Annotated in this window: 19 protein-coding genes; 10 read left to right on the top strand and 9 right to left on the bottom strand. The window is 63.2% G+C overall.

What is annotated here, in order from left to right:
• The gene (locus tag FR699_RS00920) at positions 1-798 is read right to left on the bottom strand and encodes a shikimate dehydrogenase (RefSeq protein WP_158853430.1); all 798 of its coding nucleotides are present in this window, start codon (positions 796-798) and stop codon (positions 1-3) included.
• A 146-nt stretch (positions 799-944) separates the two neighbouring features.
• Here FR699_RS00920 and FR699_RS00915 point away from each other — a divergent pair, with 146 nt between their 5' ends.
• Both FR699_RS00915 and FR699_RS00910 read left to right on the top strand, forming a co-directional pair.
• Positions 945-2321, top strand: coding sequence for a sodium:calcium antiporter (locus tag FR699_RS00915; protein WP_154552226.1), 1377 nt, complete (start codon positions 945-947; stop codon positions 2319-2321).
• Positions 2318-3691 carry a D-aminoacyl-tRNA deacylase gene (locus tag FR699_RS00910; protein ID WP_158853428.1) on the top strand — a complete coding sequence of 458 codons (1374 nt, stop codon included), beginning with the start codon at positions 2318-2320 and terminating at the stop codon, positions 3689-3691. Before FR699_RS00915 ends, FR699_RS00910 begins: the two co-directional genes overlap by 4 nt.
• A 23-nt stretch (positions 3692-3714) precedes the next feature.
• Here the strand turns inward: FR699_RS00910 and FR699_RS00905 are convergent, their stop codons facing one another.
• From FR699_RS00905 to FR699_RS00890, 4 genes are all read right to left on the bottom strand, one after another.
• A complete protein-coding gene (locus tag FR699_RS00905) occupies positions 3715-4098 on the bottom strand; it encodes a DUF2237 family protein (protein ID WP_154552228.1) in 384 nt (127 codons plus the stop codon).
• 62 nt (positions 4099-4160) lie between these two features.
• Positions 4161-5600, bottom strand: coding sequence for a phosphomethylpyrimidine synthase ThiC (gene thiC, locus FR699_RS00900; RefSeq protein ID WP_158853426.1), 1440 nt, complete (start codon positions 5598-5600; stop codon positions 4161-4163).
• Between the two features lie 97 nt (positions 5601-5697).
• On the bottom strand, positions 5698-6276 hold the full coding sequence (locus FR699_RS00895) for a GNAT family N-acetyltransferase (protein ID WP_158853424.1): 579 nt from the start codon (positions 6274-6276) through the stop codon (positions 5698-5700).
• A gap of 113 nt (positions 6277-6389) precedes the next feature.
• Positions 6390-6698 carry a hypothetical protein gene (locus tag FR699_RS00890; protein ID WP_154552231.1) on the bottom strand — a complete coding sequence of 103 codons (309 nt, stop codon included), beginning with the start codon at positions 6696-6698 and terminating at the stop codon, positions 6390-6392.
• Between the two features lie 91 nt (positions 6699-6789).
• Between FR699_RS00890 and FR699_RS00885 the strand changes: the two genes are divergently transcribed.
• Entirely contained in the window at positions 6790-7545 is a 756-nt protein-coding gene (locus FR699_RS00885) for a PHP-associated domain-containing protein (RefSeq protein ID WP_158853422.1), read from the top strand.
• Positions 7546-7569: 24 nt separating this feature from the next.
• Here FR699_RS00885 and FR699_RS00880 read toward each other — a convergent pair whose 3' ends face one another.
• The gene (locus tag FR699_RS00880; RefSeq protein WP_154552233.1) at positions 7570-8058 is read right to left on the bottom strand and encodes a metal-dependent hydrolase; all 489 of its coding nucleotides are present in this window, start codon (positions 8056-8058) and stop codon (positions 7570-7572) included.
• A 77-nt stretch (positions 8059-8135) separates the two neighbouring features.
• A complete protein-coding gene (locus FR699_RS00875) occupies positions 8136-8651 on the bottom strand; it encodes a CinA family protein (protein WP_158853420.1) in 516 nt (171 codons plus the stop codon).
• A 185-nt stretch (positions 8652-8836) separates the two neighbouring features.
• Here FR699_RS00875 and FR699_RS00870 point away from each other — a divergent pair, with 185 nt between their 5' ends.
• Positions 8837-9241, top strand: a complete 405-nt coding sequence (locus FR699_RS00870; protein ID WP_158853418.1) for a hypothetical protein — start codon at positions 8837-8839, stop codon at positions 9239-9241.
• A 117-nt stretch (positions 9242-9358) separates the two neighbouring features.
• Entirely contained in the window at positions 9359-10471 is a 1113-nt protein-coding gene (locus FR699_RS00865) for a pyridoxal phosphate-dependent aminotransferase (RefSeq protein ID WP_158853416.1), read from the top strand.
• Positions 10472-10489: 18 nt separating this feature from the next.
• Here FR699_RS00865 and FR699_RS00860 read toward each other — a convergent pair whose 3' ends face one another.
• Positions 10490-11506, bottom strand: coding sequence for a phosphotransferase family protein (locus FR699_RS00860; RefSeq protein WP_229770439.1), 1017 nt, complete (start codon positions 11504-11506; stop codon positions 10490-10492).
• Positions 11507-11630: 124 nt separating this feature from the next.
• Here FR699_RS00860 and FR699_RS00855 point away from each other — a divergent pair, with 124 nt between their 5' ends.
• The gene (locus FR699_RS00855; protein ID WP_158853414.1) at positions 11631-14057 is read left to right on the top strand and encodes an ATP-dependent DNA helicase; all 2427 of its coding nucleotides are present in this window, start codon (positions 11631-11633) and stop codon (positions 14055-14057) included.
• Between the two features lie 156 nt (positions 14058-14213).
• Here the strand turns inward: FR699_RS00855 and FR699_RS00850 are convergent, their stop codons facing one another.
• Entirely contained in the window at positions 14214-14540 is a 327-nt protein-coding gene (locus tag FR699_RS00850) for a HalOD1 output domain-containing protein (RefSeq protein WP_154552238.1), read from the bottom strand.
• Positions 14541-14779: 239 nt separating this feature from the next.
• Between FR699_RS00850 and FR699_RS00845 the strand changes: the two genes are divergently transcribed.
• From FR699_RS00845 to FR699_RS00815, 4 genes are all read left to right on the top strand, one after another.
• A complete protein-coding gene (locus FR699_RS00845) occupies positions 14780-15235 on the top strand; it encodes a zinc ribbon domain-containing protein (protein WP_158853412.1) in 456 nt (151 codons plus the stop codon).
• Positions 15235-15840: a TetR/AcrR family transcriptional regulator gene (locus FR699_RS00840; RefSeq protein WP_154552240.1), complete on the top strand. Its 606-nt coding sequence runs from the start codon at positions 15235-15237 to the stop codon at positions 15838-15840. Before FR699_RS00845 ends, FR699_RS00840 begins: the two co-directional genes overlap by 1 nt.
• 136 nt (positions 15841-15976) lie before the next feature.
• Positions 15977-19234, top strand: coding sequence for a PAS domain S-box protein (locus FR699_RS13060; RefSeq protein WP_199268265.1), 3258 nt, complete (start codon positions 15977-15979; stop codon positions 19232-19234).
• 260 nt (positions 19235-19494) lie between these two features.
• Positions 19495-20529, top strand: a complete 1035-nt coding sequence (locus FR699_RS00815; protein WP_154552241.1) for a TRC40/GET3/ArsA family transport-energizing ATPase — start codon at positions 19495-19497, stop codon at positions 20527-20529.
• The last annotated feature ends 12 nt before the right edge of the window (positions 20530-20541 follow it).

The following is a 20541-nucleotide window of genomic DNA, read 5'->3' as shown; positions in this document are numbered from 1 at the left end:
CTACAACGCACGGCGGAGTGTTTCGTTCATCGCCTCGACTGGCGCGTCCCGACCGGTCCAGCGCTCGAACGCTTCGACACCCTGATAGAGGAGCATCCACGCGCCGTCGACGGTTTTCGCGCCTGCCGCGGCAGCATCGCGCAGCAATCGTGTTTCAAGCGGGCTGTAGACGGCATCCAAGACGGCAAGTCCGTCGTGGAGGGCGTCGGCCGGAACCGGCGACCGGTCCTCGTCCATCCCGACGCTGGTGGCGTTGACCAGCACGTCGGCGTCGGCGAGGAGCGCACCCAACTCGTCGAGGCTGTGGCCACTTGCCCCGGGGACATCCGCCGCCAGGTCGTGGGCTGTCTCGACGGTCCGGTTGGCGATCGAAACGGTCAGGCCTTCGTCTGCGAGGCCGAAGGCAACCGCCCGGCCGGCACCGCCCGCGCCGACGACGACAGCCGACCCCGCCAGCGTGACATCGTGGTTCTGTAGCGCACGCACCGCCCCGATCGCGTCGGTGTTGTGCCCGGTCGGGGCTTGGCCAGTCAAGTCGATCGTGTTGACGGCCCCGATGCGGGCAGCCAGGTCGTCCGGCTGGACGGCCTCGAGGACGGCCTGCTTGAACGGGATCGTCACGTTCAGTCCCGAGACGCCGAGCGTCTGGGCCGCCGCGACGGCCTCAGGGGCCTCGTCTACGGGCGGTTCGAACGTGACGTATCGGGCATCGAGGCCGAGTTCGTCGTAGCCAGCCTCGTGCATCGGCGGCGACAGTGAGTGCTCGACCGGATTGCCGATGAGTCCGTAGACATCCATGGACCGAGCAACGACGGGGACGACCAAAACCGCGGCGATTGGGCCAGAGAACGGATAGGGCCACGGCCCACACGCGACGTGTGAGAAACTGCCACGCCGATCTCGACTCCGCAAGACATTATTTCTGAGGGGTGAGACGTCTGGACGTGTCTCGTTTACGCCATCCGCTGACTGCTGTCGCCGCGGCCGTCGCACTGTCGCTGCCGTGGGTGGTCGTCGAGGGGTCTCGCCTCGCAGCCGCGACCGCATGGATACCGATCGGGACTGGGCTCTCACTGTCGACCGGGTTGACGGTGCTGGTGACGGGGCTTGCCGTCGTCGGTGCGTCCTTCCTGCTCGCCTGGGGAGCCGAGACTGCCGAGAAAGACGTCCCGCGGGCGTTCGCGCTGGCCGTCCTTGCAGTGCTTGCCGTCGCCCCGGAATACGCCGTCGACGCGCTGTACGCCTGGCAGGCAGGGGCGGGCGCCGGAACGGCCGCGGGCGCCGAGGCCGGCAACCTCGCCATCGCAAACATGACCGGGGCCAACCGAATCTTGATCGGGTTGGGCTGGTCCGGGATCGCCATGTTCACCGTCTATCGGGCCTATCAGGTTCGAGACGACAACGTCGAGAAGCGATCGGGGTTCCTCGCGGACATCGTCACGCTCGATAAGGCCTTGACGACCGAGATTACGTTCCTCTGGCTGGCGACACTGTGGGCCTTTTTGGTCCCGCTGGGCGGCGGCATCGACCTGATCGACACCGTTGTCCTCGTTGGCCTGTACGTGAGCTACATCCTCGTCATCATCCGGTCGGGCATCGAAACGGAGGACGAACAGATCGGCGTCCCTGGCTACCTGCAATCCTACCGCAAGCCCAAGCGGATCGCAACCGTGCTCGGGCTGTTCATCTACTCGGGCATCATGATCCTGATCGCCGTCGAGCCCTTCGCCCACGGACTCGAGAAGCTCGGTCTCCAGTACGGCGTACCGAAGTTCTTCATGATCCAATGGATCGCCCCGCTTGCCAGTGAGTCCCCCGAGTTGATCGTCGTCGTCTATCTGGTCAACAAGGCCCGATCCTCGGCCGGGTTCAACGCCCTGATCTCCTCGAAGCTCAACCAGTGGACGCTACTGATCGGGACACTCGCGATCGTCTACTCCATCGCAGCCGGGCATCTCGGGGTCCTCGAATTCGACTACAAACAGAGCCTGGAGATCTGGATTACCGCTGCCCAGTCGTTCTTCGCGCTGGCGATCCTGGTCAACTTCAACATCAGCCTCCGGGAGGCAGTTTCGTTGCTCGTGTTGTTCGCCAGCCAAGTGTTCGCCGAGTTCATGGTGTTGAACGTCCTCTCGCTGGCCCATCCCGAAGCAGTCAGCCACCAGATCCTGCTCGGCTACACTGCAGTCTACCTCATCGCCGGGCTAGGGCTGTTCGTCCACCGCCGGCAGGCGGTCACGGAGATGCTCGCGATGACGGCCGAAGTGGTCCAGACGGCGTTTGGCCGACGGAGTGACTTCGAGCGCCTCGACGAGCCATGACCGACGCCACGGACCACACAGTCGGGATCGTCGTCTCGGCGGCCGACCGCGCGTCCGAACACATCCACGACCACCTGCTCGATCTGGCAGACTGGACGATCACCGAAGACACCGACCACCCCGCAGCCGACGGGGGAGGGGACGTCTTCCGGACCGGCGGCTTCGAGATGCGGACCTTCGAGGAGTGGCACCTGGAACTCGACGGCGTAGCAACGGTCTTCGACGATCCGGATCTCGTCGTCTTCGCCTCCCGCCACTCCGGCGAGACCGGGGCGCTGTTGACGGCCCACCACACGGGCAACTTCGGACCGGCCGAGTACGGCGGCGAGGACCGTGCTCTCGCCCGCGCCGCACCGAACGCACAGAGCCAGGTCGTCGAGGCGCTGGCTACCCACGCCCCCGAAGCCTACGAAGTCGGGATGGAATGTACCCACCACGGTCCGACGGACGTGGGGGTCCCCTCGCTGTTCGTCGAAGTCGGGAGCGGCCCCGACCAGTGGGACGATCCCGACGCCGCGGCGGCCGCGGCGCGAGCGATCCTCGACCTCCGCGGGACGGCTCCCAACGTGGCCCGCGAGGACGGCGAGGAAAGCGCCCGCCGGCATCTCGTTGGGTTGGGTGGGAACCACTACGTCCCACGGTTCGAGCGCATCGTCCGCGAGACAGACTGGGCGGTCGGCCATATCGCCGCCGACTGGGGGCTTGCAGAGCTGGGCGATCCTGCCGAGCACGAGGATGTACTCGAGGCAGCCTTCGCCGAGAGCGGGGCCGAATACGCCTTGATCGACGGCGAGTACCCGCAGATCGAAGCGGCAATCGAGGACGCGGGACACACCGTGGTCGGCGAGACGTGGCTGCGGGCCGTCGAAGGCGTCCCGCTTCCGTTCGTCCATCGTGTCGAACAGCGACTGGCGTCCGTCGAGGACGGGCTTCGCTTTGGCGCCCCGGCCCGCGATTACGATGGCGACTTCGAGATCGTCGAACTACCCAGCGAGCTGTTGGACGAAGCCCAGGGAATCGACCGTGAGGCGACCCGCGAGGCCGTCGAGGGCGTTGGGCTGGCGTTCACGACCGAGCAAAGTGCCACGCGAGTCGGTGATCGAGCCGCCGTCGCCGACAGTGCGGACCGGGAAGCGTTGATACGCAGACTCGTGGACGTACTCCAGGTCGACTACGACGCGGTAGTCGTCGAAGACGATCGCGTCGTCGCGAGGAAAGAAGCGTTCGATCCCGCACTCGCGGCGGAAGCTGGCGTCCCGGAGGGGCCGAAATTCGGACAGCTAGCCAACGGGCAGGCTGTCGAAGTAGACGGCGAAAGCGTCGAGCCAGCGGCAGTGACTCGGGAGCGAGAAGTGACGTTCCCGGTCTGAGCGGGTAAATGTCTACCAGCCAATCAAGGGTCGACAGCGTTGGCTTTCAGCGTCTCCAGATCGATCGCTTCGAGCACGGTCTCGTTGGTCGCTTCGAGGACGACCGGCGGGGCAACCCCGGCCTCGTGGGCTTCCAGCCAGCGGCCGACACAGAGACACCAGCGGTCTTTCGGATTCAATCCAGGGAAGTCACGTTCCGGCCGGGGCGTGATCAGATCGTTGCCCTGCGCGCGGGAAAACTCCAGAAACGCCTGGGTCATCTTCGCACAGAGATGGTGCTGGCCGCGGTCGCCGGGAACAGCCCTGCAGTGGCCATCGCGCTGATAGCCCGTCGAGAGCGGATCGCTACAGGGTGCAAGCGGCTCGCCGAGGACGTTTTGCTGGGCGTCGGGGTCGCTCTGTGACATACCGGCCGTTACCACGAAGCGGGGGTAACAGTTGGTTTCGGGACGGGTTTTGCCGTAATCTCTCAGTCGTCGCCCGGCACGCTGTCGGCGTGATTACACAGCACCTCGGGCACCGTCGGCAGGCCACTGGTGTCGTGAGTCCCCGTCGGCGGCAGGTTCACCTCGGCAGCCGGCGAGTTTGTGAGGTCGACATCGGCGTCCAGTCCATCCATCTCCTCGCCGTCTCTCGTATCCTGGTCGATTCGCATCGAACAGAACTCAGCGCCACACATCGAGCAGTACCGTGCCTCCTTGTAGTTGTCTTCCGGGAGTGTCTGGTCGTGGTACTCGCGGGCGCGGTCGGGGTCGAGTGCGAGGGAGAACTGTTCGCGCCAGTCGAAGTCGTATCGTGCCTGTGAGATGGCATCGTCCCAGTCGCGAGCACCGGGTTTCCCGGCAGCGACGTCGCCCGCGTGGGCGGCGATGCGATACGCGGCGAGGCCGTCGCGGACGTCTTGGGCATCCGGGAGTCCGAGGTGTTCTTTGGGCGTGACGTAACACAGCATCGCCGCGCCGTGACGGGCAGCCTCAGTCGCCCCGATGGCGCTTGTGATGTGGTCATAGCCCGGCGCAACGTCGGTCACCAGCGGACCCAGGAGGTAGAAGGGCGCGCCGTCACAGACGGCCTGTTGGTGGCGGACGTGCTCGCCGATCTCGTCGAGCGGGACGTGGCCCGGCCCCTCGACCATGACTTGGACGCCGTGGGCGTGAGCGCGTTCGGTGAGTTCGCCCAACGTCTCTAACTCCGCCAGTTGTGCCTCGTCGTTGGCATCCGCGATCGATCCGGGCCGGAGGCCGTCACCGAGGCTGATCGTGACGTCGTACTCGGCGAGGATCGCACAGATCTCCTCGAAGTGCGTATAAAACGGGTTCTGCTCGCCGTGGGCTTCCATCCACTCGGCGAGGATCGACCCACCTCGCGAGACGATCCCCGTGATCCGGCCGTCAGTCAGCGACAGGTGTTCCTGGAGGATGCCCGCGTGGATCGTCTGGTAGTCGGTTCCCTGAGCGGCCTGAGATTCGATAACGTCCAACAGGAGAGAAGCCGTCAGATCTGAAGGAGATCCCACTTGCTTCAGCGCTTCGTAGATCGGGACGGTCCCGAGCGGGACTGGTGAGTGTTCGATCTGGCCAGCACGGAGCGCCGGAATATCACCCCCCGTCGAGAGGTCCATCACCGTGTCCGCACCGTACTGGATGGCGGTGTGCAGTTTCTCCCGCTCGGTTTCGCGGTCGCTCTCGGGTTCGCTGTTGCCGATGTTGGCGTTGATCTTCGTCGCAAAGTCCTGTCCGATGATCATCGGATCGAGAGACTCGTGTTCGTGGTTGTTCGGGATCACCGCCTCGCCGGCGGCGACTTTCTCGCGAACGAATGCGGGCTCGCGGTTCTCCCGTTTGGCAACCCGTTCCATCGCCGGAGTGATCTCGCCGTCGCGTGCACGCGAAAGTTGTGTCGCTGTCATCACTGGCCCGTCGTACTACTTTGTTATATAACCTAGTGATAATCGACGAGACGAGCGGGGGCTAGTCGTGGAGCAAGATCGAAGGGAAACCAAGACGTCAGTCGCTGGTGTCGTACTTGTAGGTCGCCTCGTCAGCGTCGATACCGAAGTCCTCGGCCGTTTCTTCGGGTTCGTCGTCGCTGTCTGCAGCCGCGGCAGCCTTGAAGGCATCCCGGAACCGCTGTGGCATCGAGAACGCCGCCACTTCGATACGCATCGGGACCGCATCGGGATCGAGGGAGTCGCGTTTCGACTCCAAGCGATCCTGCAACACCCCTGGAAGATCCGTCTCGTCGATGGCCTCGAAGCCGAACTGCGCGAGATACTCGGGTTCGCCCGAAAGCGTGTAGACGGTGTCGAAGGCCTGGTCGCTCGCTTCCTGGACGAGTCGCTCGACGACGTGTGCGCCGACGCCCTGGCCGCGCCAGGCCTCGAGGACGCCAATACTCGTCAATTCACAGATGTCTTCGGCCGCCTTGTGGATGCGAATGCGCCCGAATCCGGCACGTTCGTCGCTCCGTTCGTCGACCGCGATGACGTAATCCCGCGAACGGAAGGCCGTCTCGTCGAGGCCTAACGCCTCGATATGATCCAATAGCCAGACCTCGTCGCGGTTGCGTGCGTCCCGGACGTACATACTACGTGGTAGCACCCCCGCGGGAAAAGTATTTGCTGGCGGGACAGCGGGCGAGCCAATTTCGTCGGCGTCGCTACCGAGCGGACAGACAGACGGCCGGGCGAGCAGCTGGCTCAAAAGCCACTGCCGTCGCCCCCTTCCAGTCGATCGACAACCTCGCGGATGTCCGCAGAGTCTTCGATTGACTCTTTGACCTTCTCACGCCGGCGGACTTCGGCGGCACTGGCGTTGTAGGCCCGGACGTACTCGGCCCGAGAGTGTTCCTCGAAGGCGTGCCGGATGGCGAAGTATCCGTCGGGCAAGACCGTCCCGCAGACCGCACACTCGATGCGCTCGTGGCTGGTCGACTGATGGACGATCAAGTCCTCGACCCGGTCGAAGGACTCACCACAGCCTTCGAGCGCACATTCCCAGCGTGGCATACCCGGCCATACGCCCCACCGGGGGTAAAAACCCACCCATCGCCGTCCGCGAATCAGAACGGCTTTTGTCGCCGCCGGGATACCACCGGGCGTGACAACGACGGCGGTCGATCTCCACGTGAAAGTGCTCGACGAAGCAGTCGTGCGACGGGCCAAAGCCAGGGGACTTGACGTCCTGGTGTACGCCCCGCACTTCCAGCGCCTGCCACGGACACGAGCGACCGCCAAGAAATTTTCCGACGAGGAGTTGCTGGTCGTCCCCGGACGAGAGGTGTTTACTGGCTCGTGGCGCACTCGCCGGCACGTCCTCGCGATCGGGCTGGCCGACCCAGTACCCGATTTCATCACGCTCGAAGCCGCGATGGACGCCTTCGACCGCCAGGACGCCGCCGTCCTGGTGCCACATCCGACGTTCTTGTCTGTGAGTCTCGGTCCCACGTTGATCGACCGCTACCGGGACTCGATCGATGCGATCGAGACGTACAACCCGAAACATTGGCCCCACCACAACCGCCGGGCGCGACGGATTGCCACGGATCAAGAGCTTCCCACCTTCACCTCGTCGTACGCCCACCGTCGGCAGACAGTTGGTGAGGCGTGGGTCGAATTCGACCGCCAGATCGACGACGAAGATGATCTCGTCGAGGCCCTCAAAGACGGGGCCACGCGAGCGGTTCGCCACCGATCCGGACTCGTCCACCAGGGCCGGTGTGCACTGGAGTTTGCCCACCTCGGGTGGGAGAACTCCTGGAAGAAGCTCGATCGGATCCTACTTTCAGGCCGCGAAGCGACCCACCCCGAGGATCCGGCCTACGACGGACGCTTCGAAGAGGCGAGCGTCTACTGACGCCGGTGGATCGTGAGAGGCCACTCAGGCGAATCCGATCGCCTGCAGGCCCATCCCGAAGGCCCGTTGTGGAACCTGGTAGATGATCGCGGCGGCCACGACGAGTTCGAAGCCGGTCACGGCAAGCATCATGGGTGTCGAGTACTTGCTGTCGACGCGGACACCGATCGGCAGGTCGAACTCCCGACTGAGCAAGGGATAGAACAATGCGAGGCCGCGACGGGTCCCGAGGATGTCCAGTGCGTAGTGAGAGAGGACACCGATCCAGACGTACTGGAGATTGCCGAAATAATGCGGGTAGGCCCCCACGATCCCGAGTACGAAGAGGTTGTGAAGCGTCTTGCGGTGGGTGCCAAAAGCAGTGTCGACGTCCGGAAACAACGCTCCAAGCACCATCGGGACCGAGACCGCCGCGATCGTCACGAACGTCTCGACGTCGCCGGACGGCTCCAACAAGTACCCTATCCCGAGGCTCAACAGCAGGGCGTTGAGGACGTGGCCGCGCTTGTTCATCGATCGGGTAGACGCCGGGCGGCACCGAAAGCGTTTCTCACTCGTATCGTCGTACCAGGTAGCGACCGAGACGACGATTAGGGCACGCCGCGTTCGAGGGCCGCGTCGAGATCCGCGAGGGCGCGCTCGGCGATCTGGCGCTTGATCTCGGTCCGCGAGCCGTCGAACTCGTACCGACGCACGCGCGTCGACGAGTTACCACTGCCCCACGGCGCGGCGTAGGCGATACCGACGAAGACCGTTCCCACCGGCTTCTCGTCCGTCCCGCCGGTCGGTCCAGCGATGCCCGTCGTCGAGACGCCCCACGTCGTGCCCGCCCGATCTCGGACGCCCTGGGCCATCTGCCGGGCGACCGGTTCGCTGACCGCCCCTTCCGCATCGAGCGCCTCGCGACTGACCGCCAGTGCTTCTCGCTTGGCGTCGTAGGAATAGGTCACCAGCGAGCGATCAAAATAGTCGGAGGAACCGGGAACGTCCGTCAGCAACGAGCCGATCAATCCGCCGGTACAGGACTCGGCGACGGCGACTGTGGCGTCAGTGTCACGGAGCGCGTCGCCGACGCGCTCCTCGATCGGCACCTCGGATTCCGTCATACGCGCTGGTGGGGCTGCCCGGACCAAAAGCGTCCGGTCCCGGACAGCGCGACGACCGCGACCGGACGGACAAACTCGGGAAGTGGACTCAATACAAACAGACGATAGAATGAGAACCGTCAATAGAGCAACGCAACCGAGAGTGATTCCGAAACATAAAGTATATTTGAGGTTTTATTAGATCTATGGGAGAAAAATCAATATTCGATAACTTCCGACGGCGCACGTTCCTCGGCTTGATCGCAGCAGCAGGAACGACATTTGTCTCAGGATGTGTGTCTTTCTCAGGAAACGGGACAGCCGCCTGGGACATCATCGTGCACTGCGAAGGTGAGAATGACAAGAAATCTATAGTAACGGTCACCCGGCCGTCAGCCGACGAAACGGTGGTTGAGACGACAGTAACGTTGTCACCTGGAGAGTCACACCAGATCAACAACGAGGTCCGAGCTAATCGCGACTACGAGGTGACTATCGACGTCTCCAACGGCCCGTCGGAGACCTACAAGTGGTCGAAGCCGGACAATGCTCTCCATGTCATCGTTGACGATAGCGATAACAACGTCGTCTTCGCAAAGCAGGTCGGGTGAAAGTTGGTTTGACGAACCGATAGCGCAGTCTCGCTTCTGATCTACCAGAAGCTACCCGGCTTTACAATTGCTATCCCAAACAGCAAGACAAACGGACCAGTACGTACGAACGCGAACATGGACTACGAGACGCCGCAGTTCTACCGCGTCATGCAGTACGCGGCCGAGGCTGACCGTGATGTCGCCGACATGGTCTCGGGCAGCCCCGACTGGGGACCGCCGCCAGCACTGCGCGACGGCCTCCGGGCGTACGCCGATCTCGATGCCGAGGCCTACGGCTACCCGCCCAGCCCCGGTATCGAACCGCTCCGCGAGGAGATCGCCAAGCGTCGCGACGTCCCGACGGAAGCCGTGCTCGTCACCAACGGCGCTGGCGAGGCCAACCACCTCGCGACGGCCACGGCCCTGGACGAACGCGACGGCGACGAGGTGCTGGTGACCGACCCCGTCTATCCGTACTACGCTGGCCGGGCGAGCGTGCTGGGTGCCGAACCGCGGTTCGTGCCGACGGATGAAGACGGCCATCTCGACCCGGATGTAGTCCGAGGGACAGCCAATGGAGACACCGCGGCGATCGTCGTCACGACGCCGAACAACCCGACTGGGGCAGTCTACGGCGCGAAGACGATGGCCGAACTCGTCGCGATCGCCGAGGACAACGGCGCCGTCCTGATCAGCGACGAGGTGTACGACCACTTCGACTACTCGGGCCGGTTCACTAGCGTACTCGACGTGGGCTCGCCGGCCCGCATCGTCACGAACTCCTTCTCGAAGACGCTCTCGGTGACGGGCTTGCGAGTCGGCTATACCGTGATTACCGACGAACAGCTACGGGAGCGGGCACAAACGCGGCACATGCTGACCAACGTCGCGGTGAGTCGGCCGGCACAGTACGCCGTGGCCCACGCCCTCCAGAACACGACCCCGGAGTGGTACGCCAACAACCGCCAGCGCGTCCGGGACCGAATCGAGCGCTTCACCGACACGCTGGAGACGATCGGTGCCGACTACCTCGATCCCGAGGGTGCTTTCTACGTCATGGCCCGCATCGACGGCCTCGATGGCTCGATCGACGCTGCCTTCGACCTCATCGATACGGCGGGTATCTCGGCGATGCCGGGGTCGGCTTTCGGGGAGACGAAGGCTGACTGGCTCCGCTTTTCGCTGTTGACGCCACGGATCGAGGAAGCGAGTCGACGCCTGGAGGCCTTCGTCGCCAGCGAGGATTGAGCGAACGCGCCGGAACCGTCACTCGCCGCCGAGTGTGGCCGCCAGGTCGTCGAACTGCCGGCGGTAGTACGCCTCTGCGCGCGAGCGAGCAAGCGACCCCTCACCGTCGTAGAGATCGTCGAACCCGCCCATCCGCCACAGGAGCGTCGAAAACTGATAGAGGGGTTTGCTCTTCGCGTACCGCTGGTCGGGATCGAAGTCGCGCTCGGACCGATACCCGTCGTGGAGGTGCGCGCGTAATTGCTCACACTCCTCGGGGTCGCGAAAGACCGAATCGATAAACAGGAACTCCACCTGCGCGAGGTTGTACATCGGTTCGCCCGCGAGTGTTTGCTCCCAGTCGAGGACGGCCGAGATCGGCGACGTGCCGTCCGGTTCGAACAGGAGATTCCCCGGCCGAAAGTCGTCGTGGACCACGCGAGGAATGCCCTGGCGAGGCACCGTCGAGAGACGCGCTCGCAGTCGCTCTCTGGCAGTGTCCTGTAAGTCCTCGAAGGTAGTGGCGGCCAGCCCATCGATGTGCCCACGCGTCAGATCGGCGAAGTACGCCCGCCAGTCACTAGAGAAGTCACGGACGGACAGCCGCCCGTCACGAAGGGCGAGGCGGCCGTACCCTTCGAAGGCGATCGTCGAGTGGAGATCCCCCAGAATCCGGCCGACTGCTTCGAGAAGCTCGCTGCGCTGATCGAGCGCGAGGCCTTCGAAGCGCTCGTCGAGGTTGGTGCCATGCATCCGCTCGGTCACGAAGTACGGCGGGACGTCTTGGTCCGGATCCTCCTCGAAAACGAGAATCCCCGGCAGCGGCACGTCGGTCCGCTCGGCGATGAACTCGTGTAAGAACGGCTCGACGGCGAACGTAGAGCCCGTCTCCGGGGCGAACTTGACGACGACTTCGTACTCGGTGCCCTCGTACTGCAACGTCACTCGGTAGACGGCCGCTCGCGTCCCGCCGGTGAGTTGCTGAGAGGAGAACGTCTCGTAATCCGGGCCGGACTCTTCGAGGACGGCCTCGATCGCACCAGCAGACCTAGACACGGTTGTCCGTACACTCGGCGCATCACGTAATATCCCTGTCGAAATGCATCCCTGAGGAAAGATTATTGGCATCAAGGAGAGCCAAACCCGTGGGTTCAAATCCGGCTGGGCCACAGTACCGTCGATGTCACGGTCTGGGGATTCCGGCCAGCCGGACTGGGCGCAGTACTTCGGCTTTCAGGCCCCCTACGACGATCAGGCTGCGGCAATCGAGTCGGCACTACAGGCCGGCCAGTCGCGGGGCTTTCTGGCGATGGAAGGCCCGTGCGGAACTGGCAAGACGATGGCCGCCCTGACCGCGGGGGCGACCCTGATCCGGGAGGGTGATTACGAGCGGCTGCTGGTCGTCACACCGGTTAAACAGCAGCGTCGCCAGTTCGTCGAGGATCTCCGTCGGCTGAACGCGGGACTGGCCGACCCACTCGACGGCCTCGCACTCGTCGGCAAGCGCGACCTCTGTCCGTACGGCCGCGAGGACGTGTTCCCGCCGGACGCCAGCGTCCAAGATCGCTGTGAGGACCTGCGGGAGAACACGGCCGGGTTGGTCGAAAGCGACGGCCAAAGCGACGACAGACCAGTCGGCCAGGCAGCTGTCAGCCCTCGTCTCGACGATATCTGGTGGGATCCACAGGTTGCCAGCGATCTCACGAAAGCGGCCCGGACGGGCGGGATCGGCCAGCAGGCTGTCGCGGGCGCGCTCTCGACGGCCGGGGGGGAATCGCCGTATCGCCGGACCCAGCCGACCGCCCCCGATGAGATCGGTGGCGACGATCCGCCGCTGTACTGTCCCTTCGAGGCCGACTGGTTCGCCCGGAACAAGGGCTCGCCGATCGGTTTCGAGGCCGGCGATGAGAACGTCCTCACGGCCGAGGAGTACCTCCCGAATGCGGTCGAGCGCGGGACCTGTCCCCACCGGGCGATGGGTGTCCTGGTGGAAGCGGCCGACGTCGTGATCGGCAACTACAACCACCTCTTCGATCCCGGCTCACGCCCGCTGATCGAGGGGATCCTCGACGAGCGAACCTTCGTCGTCGTCGACGAAGCCCACCGCCTGGAGGGACGGGTCAGGGACTTGCTGTCGGATCGCCTCGGCCGCCAGACCATCGTCCAGGCGCGCAACGACTGCTACCAGTTGCTCTCGCAGGCGCGACAAAGTGCCGACCACAAACGCGAAGTTCGGGCCCGGCTGGGGGATCACGACATCCCGTTGGAAGTGATCGATCGGGCGCGAGATTTCTTCGACGATCTGCTTGGCTGGCTGGACGACCGCATCGCCGAATTCCTCGACGCGGAAGTGGGCCGAGACTGGCGGACTGACGAGAGTGTGTTCCCGGAGGGCAACCTGGAAGTTCCGTTACGGGACCCAGAGGAACCCGAGCCCGACGAACTGACGCGGTGGGCCGAGCAGGCGGGCTACGACGGGGACCTCTGGCGACAGCTGGATACGGTCGGGCTGGCCGTCGCAGAGACCCTGGAAGCGCTCGATATCTCGCGAGCACCCGTCGTCGCCGCCGCGGGCGTGATCATGCGGCGCTGGTGGGAACGCGATCACGCCACGACCTTCCGAGAGATCGAACTCGAACACGCGGCCCAGGACGACCAGCTAATCGATGGCTGGCGTGACACCTACACCGCCGGACTGACGCTGTTTGACTGCCTGCCGGCCCAACCGCTGGCCCGGACGTTCGACGACGTGGGCGGTGGCGTCCTGATGAGTGCGACCCTGGAACCACTCGACGTGTTCACCCGCGTCGCGGGACTGGACGCCCTGGCTGACGGTGACGACGGCCGGGAAGAACACGACGAGGGCCGCCCCGTCCTGACCCGTTCGTACGGGCTGACCTTCCCGCCCGAGAACCGCGCAAGCTGGATCGTCGACGCGACGCCCTTTACGGCGCGCAACCGCGGCGACCCCGCGGCGATGGACCCGCTTGGCGGGGAGTGGAACGCGACGCGAGACGAGTACGCCCATGTCCTCCGATCGATCGCACGCAATCCTGGCAACGTCCTGATCGCGATGCCCAACTATCGGGAAGCAACCTGGGCCGGCGCGTACCTCGATGAGGTCGTCGAAAAGGCGATTCTCGTCGATGAATCCTCGAGTGAGGAAGCGACCGAATCGCTGAAGGCTGAGTTCTTCGCCGGGGAGGGGAAAGTCTTGGTGACGAGTACGCGGGGCACGCTCACCGAAGGCGTCGACTACGACGGGGCGAAGCTGCAGGCGGCCGCAGTCGTCGGGGTCCCGTTAGTCAACATCGGCTCACCGCGGGTCCGGGCCGTCCAGCGCGCCTATGGCGACGTTTTCGGCGACGAGCAGGCCTTCGAGTACGCGTTGACTATCCCTGCCATCAGGCGCGCCCGGCAGGCGATCGGCCGGGTGATCCGCGGGACCGACGAGGTCGGGGTGCGAGCGCTGGTCGGCGCGCGATATACGCCCGACGCACGCCACTCGGTCTATGGCTATCTGTCGCCGGCCGAACGCGAGGAATTCGTCCAGATGAGCCCGGAGTTTCTCGCCGACCAGATCGACCGGTTCTGGACCGAGCGGTGACTCGTCGGTCAGCGGAAACTGTCCCAACGGGTTCGCCAAGCGACCCCCCATCGCAGACGCTCAAGCACGTAGACTGGTTTCGTGACCTCCAGCAGTGTCGCCACGCAGGCGGCACGCGAAGCCACACAGAGTACCGCTGGGTTAGTATAGCGGGTATTAGCCGACTGCGTCGTGGTCACGATCAGCAGGACTGACTGCCAGTCGCCCATCGCTGTGAACTGAAACGACACACTCCGAAACCAGGAACTTGACAACACCCGTCGAAGGCGTTGATGGGTCGTCGTCTTCGCCGAACAACTGACTGAGTGCCACCGCGTGTGCCCGGTCGTATCGAGAGGCGACTGCCGAACGGGCATCGCCGGTGACGGCCGAAACGGCGTCGGTGACGGCCTCGTAGAGAGGTGTCTCAGCCCCCCAACGAGTGAGGTAGCGACCATGCCACGGTGCGGTTGATTCGTCAGTGGGTCGGGATTGGTCGGTCATAGTGTACTTTGGCGTTTGGTTCACGCCGCAGCACATACTGAACGTTCAGTAAGTATCAATCTTTCCCCTCCGGACCCTGCCTGCAAGCGCTCTCTCAGTTACGAACCAGTAACGACTGAACGTAGGTTTAGCCCCCTCTTTCGGTCGATTCTGGCGGGAGAGGAGTGACGTCGCCTCTTGCCGTGTTCGTTGGGATCTGGACGAAGGGTTTAACACCTAACGATCGATTAGTCAGTACCATGGCACGAGAATCGCTCCGAAACAATCCAGTACTCGCTGCGTTGTTGGGAACAGTGATGGCCGGACTCGGCCACATCTATCTCCGACGGTGGTTGAGAGCACTTGGATGGCTGGGGGTGACGGTCGCTACGTCCACTCTGGCCGTCCCTGACTCTGCGGTGTCGACGATTCGTTCGGGCACACTCCCCGATCCCATCGCCATTCTGCCAATCGTCTTGACCAGTGCCGCTAGCGTCTTCGACGCGTATCTCATCGCGAAGATGAGAAGACAGACCGAGAGTGCCGACACAGACGGTTCTGTTGGGCCAGCGAAGGCGGATGCATCGCCGGCCTGTCCTACCTGTGGCAAGCCGGTCGACCCCGATCTCGAATTCTGTCACTGGTGTACGACCGAATTCGACGTCGAGGACGTCACCGAACGAACGCAACTCGACGAAAACTACTCGAACGATTGATGGCACCCGAGCAACCCGGCACACACTGGAGTTCCGCCGAAGAGGAGATCATGGAAGCGACGTATCGAGCGCTGGGTGAACACGGCTACGCCGAGCTGTCGATCTCTCGGATCGCCGCGGAACTCGACAAATCGAAGGCTGCGCTGTACTATCACTACGACACGAAAGACGACCTTCTGGTCGCGTTCCTCCAGTTCGCTATCGATAGATTCGAAACGACAATCGAAACCGAAACAGGTGATGCACCGGCAGAAGATCTCGAACACATCATCGAGAAGCTCCTCCCACTGCAACTCGACGAGGAGCGACAGCAACTTCAAACAGTGCTGACCGGACTCCGGTCACAGGCCGTGACAAACGAGGAGTTCCGCGAGCAATTCACGCAAATCGATGAGCGACTAGCGACGACCATTCGAGAGATCGTCGAGAGTGGCATCGAGGATGGGACGTTCTGTGACGTGGACTCGTCGCGGGTCGCAGAGCATATATTAGCGACCATAAACGGTGCAAAGTACGGTCGTGCGACGACAGACCGCCGCGGTGCCACGGCAGCGGCACGCGTCTCGCTGGCCTCGTACATCGATACCGAACTGAGACGACACTGATGCGGACTGGGATGTCACCGTATCGGAGACTGAGATCGCTGCCAGCGCGTGGTGGCTGTGAGGAAAGCAGCATCCGGTAGTGTGGTTGAAAATCGAGCCACTGAGCTTATTACACACGTATGTGTACTTGTACCACATGACTGAACCGGCGGATATCCAAGTCCTCCACGTCGATGACGAACCGGATTTCGTGGAGTTAGCAGCGGAGATGCTCGAACGTGAGGACGACCGGTTCTCCGTCGAGACCGCCACGAGCGCCGATGAAGGATTGGATCGACTTGCTGGGAACGACTTTGACTGTATCGTGAGTGACTTTCAGATGCCCGATCAGAACGGCATCGAGTTCCTCAAATCGGTTCGTGGGGAGGATGCTGACCTCCCATTCATCTTGTACACGGGGAGAGGAAACGAAGAAGTCGCCAGCGACGCTCTCTCTGCCGGCGCGACCGACTACCTGCAAAAAGGGAGTGGAACCGACCAGTACGAACTCCTGGCAAATCGCATTCAGAACGCGGTCGAAAAGTCTCGTTCACAACGGCGAGCTGCGGAACTCGAACGGGTCCGGACGCTCGTCGCAGACGTCAATCAAGCACTGGTGCGGGCGAACTCGCGGTCCGAGATCGAAACCCGCATCTGCGAGATTATCAGTCAGTCCGATCCGTATCTGTTCGCCTGGATCGGCGAGGTAGACAGAGAGAGCGATCGCATCGAACCACGCGCATGGGCCGGCGTCGAGGATGGATATCTGAAAGATATCACGGTCACCGCAGACGAGACGGCGACTGGTCGCGGGCCTGGCGGTACGGCGATTCGGGAGCGACGTGTCGCTGCGTTTCAAAATATCCACGAAGACCCCGACTTCGAGCCGTGGCGCCAAGACGCAATCGAGCGTGGGTATCAGTCGGCCGCCGGTGCCCCGATTGAACACGAAGATTCGCTGTACGGCGTGCTGTTGGTGTATTCAGATCGTGTCGACGCCTTCGACGCGGATGAACGCGCGTTGCTCGCAGAACTCGGCAGCGATATCGGGCACGCAATCCATGCAATGGCAGTCAAAGATGGCTTGCAGACGGCCCGGCAACGAGCCGAGCGGTACTTCGAGACGGCCGGGAATATCATGGTCGTCCTGAACACTGACATGACCGTCGATCATATCAACGAGCGAGGGTGCGATCTCCTTGGCTACGAGCGTTCGGAACTCGTCGGTTCGGACTGGATGGATCTGTTCGTGCCCGAGCAGATCGAAGGCGAACTCGATGAGCTATTTTCTGCGTTCTGGAGCGAGGGCGGGAACCCCGTCCAGAAGAACGTGAATGCCATCGAGACAAAGAGCGGCGAACAGGTCGTCGTCGAGTGGCACAACACCGTAATACAGGACGAGCAAGGAGACGTGACTGGCGTTCTCTCCTCCGGGATCGACATCACCGAGCGAACACAGAAAGAACAGGAAATTCAAGCCCTCAAAGAACGGTTCGACCTGGCTGTCGAAGCGGCCGAGATCGGCATCTGGGACTGGGACATGCAGACCGATACGGTACAGTTCAACGACCAGTGGGCGAGGATATTCGGGCACTCGCCAGCGGATATCGAGCCCCATTTCGACGCCTGGGAGGAGCGCATCCATCCCGACGATCTGTCGGCAGTCCAGGCAAAAATCCAGACACACATCTCCGGCGAGACGGCGTATTTCGACGACGAACACCGGATGCGCACTGCCGACGGCTCCTGGATGTGGGTGCGTGGCGTCGGGAGGGTCGTCGATCGGGACGAACAGGGAAGTCCGGTCCGTGCGGCCGGGATTCATCAGGACATCGACGAGCGCAAGCAACGCGAGCGAGCCCTCGAAGTGAGTGAACGCCGGTATCGATCCTTGTTCGAGTCGAATCCGGCGGTCGTCTGGGTCGAGGATTTCTCGGCAGTGAGAGAGCATATCGAGACGCTCCGAACCGACGTCGACGACGTGCAGGCGTATCTCGAAGCGAACCCACAAGAGGCCCAGACGGTCCTCGAACAGGTCGAGATTCTGGACGTCTCCGAGCAGGCTCTGGACCGCTACGGTGCGCCGTCGAAAGAGGCCCTGTTGGCAAACGTGGATGACCTCTTCACCCCGGAAGCATACGAGGCGAACGCCGAACTCTGGCGTCGGCTCGCGGACGGCGAGACTCACTTCAGGATCCAGACCGTCGCCGAGACGTTCGACGGCGACCATCTCGACGAGATCCTCGACATTCGGGTCCCGGACGCACACACCGACGATTACTCCCGGGTGTACCTGACGGCCATCGACGTCACGGACCGCGAACGATACAAGCGGAAGCTCGCGGCCGTACACGACATCGCGACGTCCCTACAGGCGGGGACGTCGGCGGAGTCCGTCTACGAACGGACGATCGAGGCCAGCCGGGAAATTCTCGAGTTCGATCTCAGCGTGATCGACATCGCGGCGGACGGCGTTCTCCGGACCGTCGCTCTCTCGGCGGACACTCCAGAGCGCGCGACGGCTGAAATGTCGATCGAGAAGGGACTCGCCGGGAAGAGCTATCGGACGGGTGAGTCGCTGTTGATCGACGATATCCAGGCCCACCCGGAGGCCGAACCCCAGGGGCCGTTCCGGTCGGGGATCAGTGTCCCGATCGGTGACCACGGCGTGTTCCAGGCCGTCGCCGAGCAGCCGGGTGCGTTCGACGAATCCGACCTCGAACTGGCGGAACTTCTCGTGAGTCACGCCGAGAGTGCCCTCGATCGGCTCGAACACGAACAGCAACTCGAACGCCACAACGAACGGTTAGATCAGTTCGCCAGTGTCGTCAGCCACGACCTGCGCAACCCACTACAAGTCGCGCAGGGGCGGTTGGACCTGGCCCGAGAAGAGTGTGACAGCACTCATCTTGACGCCGTAGCCCAAGCACACGAACGGGTAGAAACACTCATCGATAACCTTCTGACGCTCGCCCAGACGGACTCTCAGATCAATGCGCCCACAGCTGTCACGCTCGCTGATGTACTCGACAGCAGTTGGCAAGCCGTCGAGGCGACAGAGGCGACCCTCACCAGCGAGATAGACAAGACGATCCAGGCCGACCCGAACCGACTGCAACAATTGCTAGAGAACCTGTTCCGCAATGCGGTCGAACACGGAGACGAAGACGTGACTATCAGGATCGGCCCACTGCCCGAGGGGTTTTACGTCGAGGACGACGGCCCTGGTATCCCCGAAGGCGAACGTGAAGATATCTGGGAGGATGGCTACTCAGGGACCGAAGAAGGGACCGGGTTCGGGTTGGCTATCGTCGAGCAGATCGTGGAAGGCCACGGGTGGAACATCCGTCTCACCGACGGTTCGGATGGTGGGGCACGGTTCGAAATCACTGGCGTCGAATCCGCTACTGAATGAACGCCGCTGTCTCTACAGTACCACCCACCCATCGCGTTCTCGCTATCGATTACCCCACGTGCACCGAGCAAATCGCCGTCGGAATCGAATCGAGGTTCTCACGGATTTGGGCGTGATCGAGCCCCCACTAGCCGAGTCGGTACTCGAATCCGGGCGTCGAAAGCACCTCGGAGAACGCCCAAGACCCGGACCGATCGCTGAGGGGATCGCGCGCGTGCAACGACCGAGAAGTTCTCAAGGCCAGGCGGAAAACACCGCACATGAACGATATCGACGTCGAAGCCGTCGAAGAAATCGACGAATCTGTCGTGCCAAGCGGGATCGAAGGGCCAGAATACGTCCTCTATGGCGGGAAAGGTGGCGTCGGCAAGACGACGATGGCGGCGGCGACCGCCCTCGCCAGCGCCCGTGACGATACCGCGACGCTGGTCATCTCGACCGATCCCGCCCACTCGTTGTCAGACACCCTGGAGACAGACATCCCCGCCGAGCCCGGACGGATCCGTGAGGACATCCCACTCTATGCGGCCGAGATCGATCCCGAGGCCGCGCTGGGCGACGATCCGCTCGGAATCCAGGACGGAATGGGTGGGCTCGACAAACTGCTGGGCGAAGACGTTACCGATCCGTTCACGAACGCCATGCCCGGGACCGACGAGGCGGCGGCGATTCGGCTCTTGATCCGCTATCTCGACGACGAGCGCTTCGATCGGGTCGTAGTCGACACCGCGCCGACCGGTCACACACTCCGTTTGCTCGAACTCCCGGAAGTCATGGATTCGATGGTCGGGAAGTTCCTCTCCTTTCGGGAGCGCCTGAGCGGGATGATGGGATCCATCACCGGGATGTTCGGCGATGCCGACGAACAAGACATCGAGGAGGGCTTAGACGACCTGCGCGTACTTCGAGAGCGCATCGAGCGTCTCCGTTCGATCCTCCAGGACCCCACGAAGACGGACTTCCGGGTCGTCATGGTCCCTGAAGAGTTGAGCGTCATGGAGTCCGAACGATTGCTCGATCGCCTCGCCGCTTTCGACATTCCAGTCGAGACTGTCGTCGTCAATCGCGTGATGGAAGACCTGGCTGACGTGGCAGACGTCGACGCCGACTGGTACGTCTCGCCGAACCTCGAAACGTGTGAGTTCTGCCAGCGCCGCTGGAACGTCCAACAAGAGGCGCTCGAACGGTCACAGGACGTCTTCCGGGGTCACGACGTGCGTCGGGTACCGCTGTTTGCCGACGAAGTTCGGGGCGAGCAGTTGCTCCGGGTCGTCGCCGCGTGTCTGGAAGAGTGAAAGCGATCGGTG

Source organism: Halorhabdus sp. CUG00001 (assembly GCF_009797925.1).
Taxonomy (GTDB): Archaea; Halobacteriota; Halobacteria; order Halobacteriales; family Haloarculaceae; genus Halorhabdus.
Note: the sequence above shows the minus strand (reverse complement) of the source record. Positions and strands in the feature narration are given on the sequence as shown.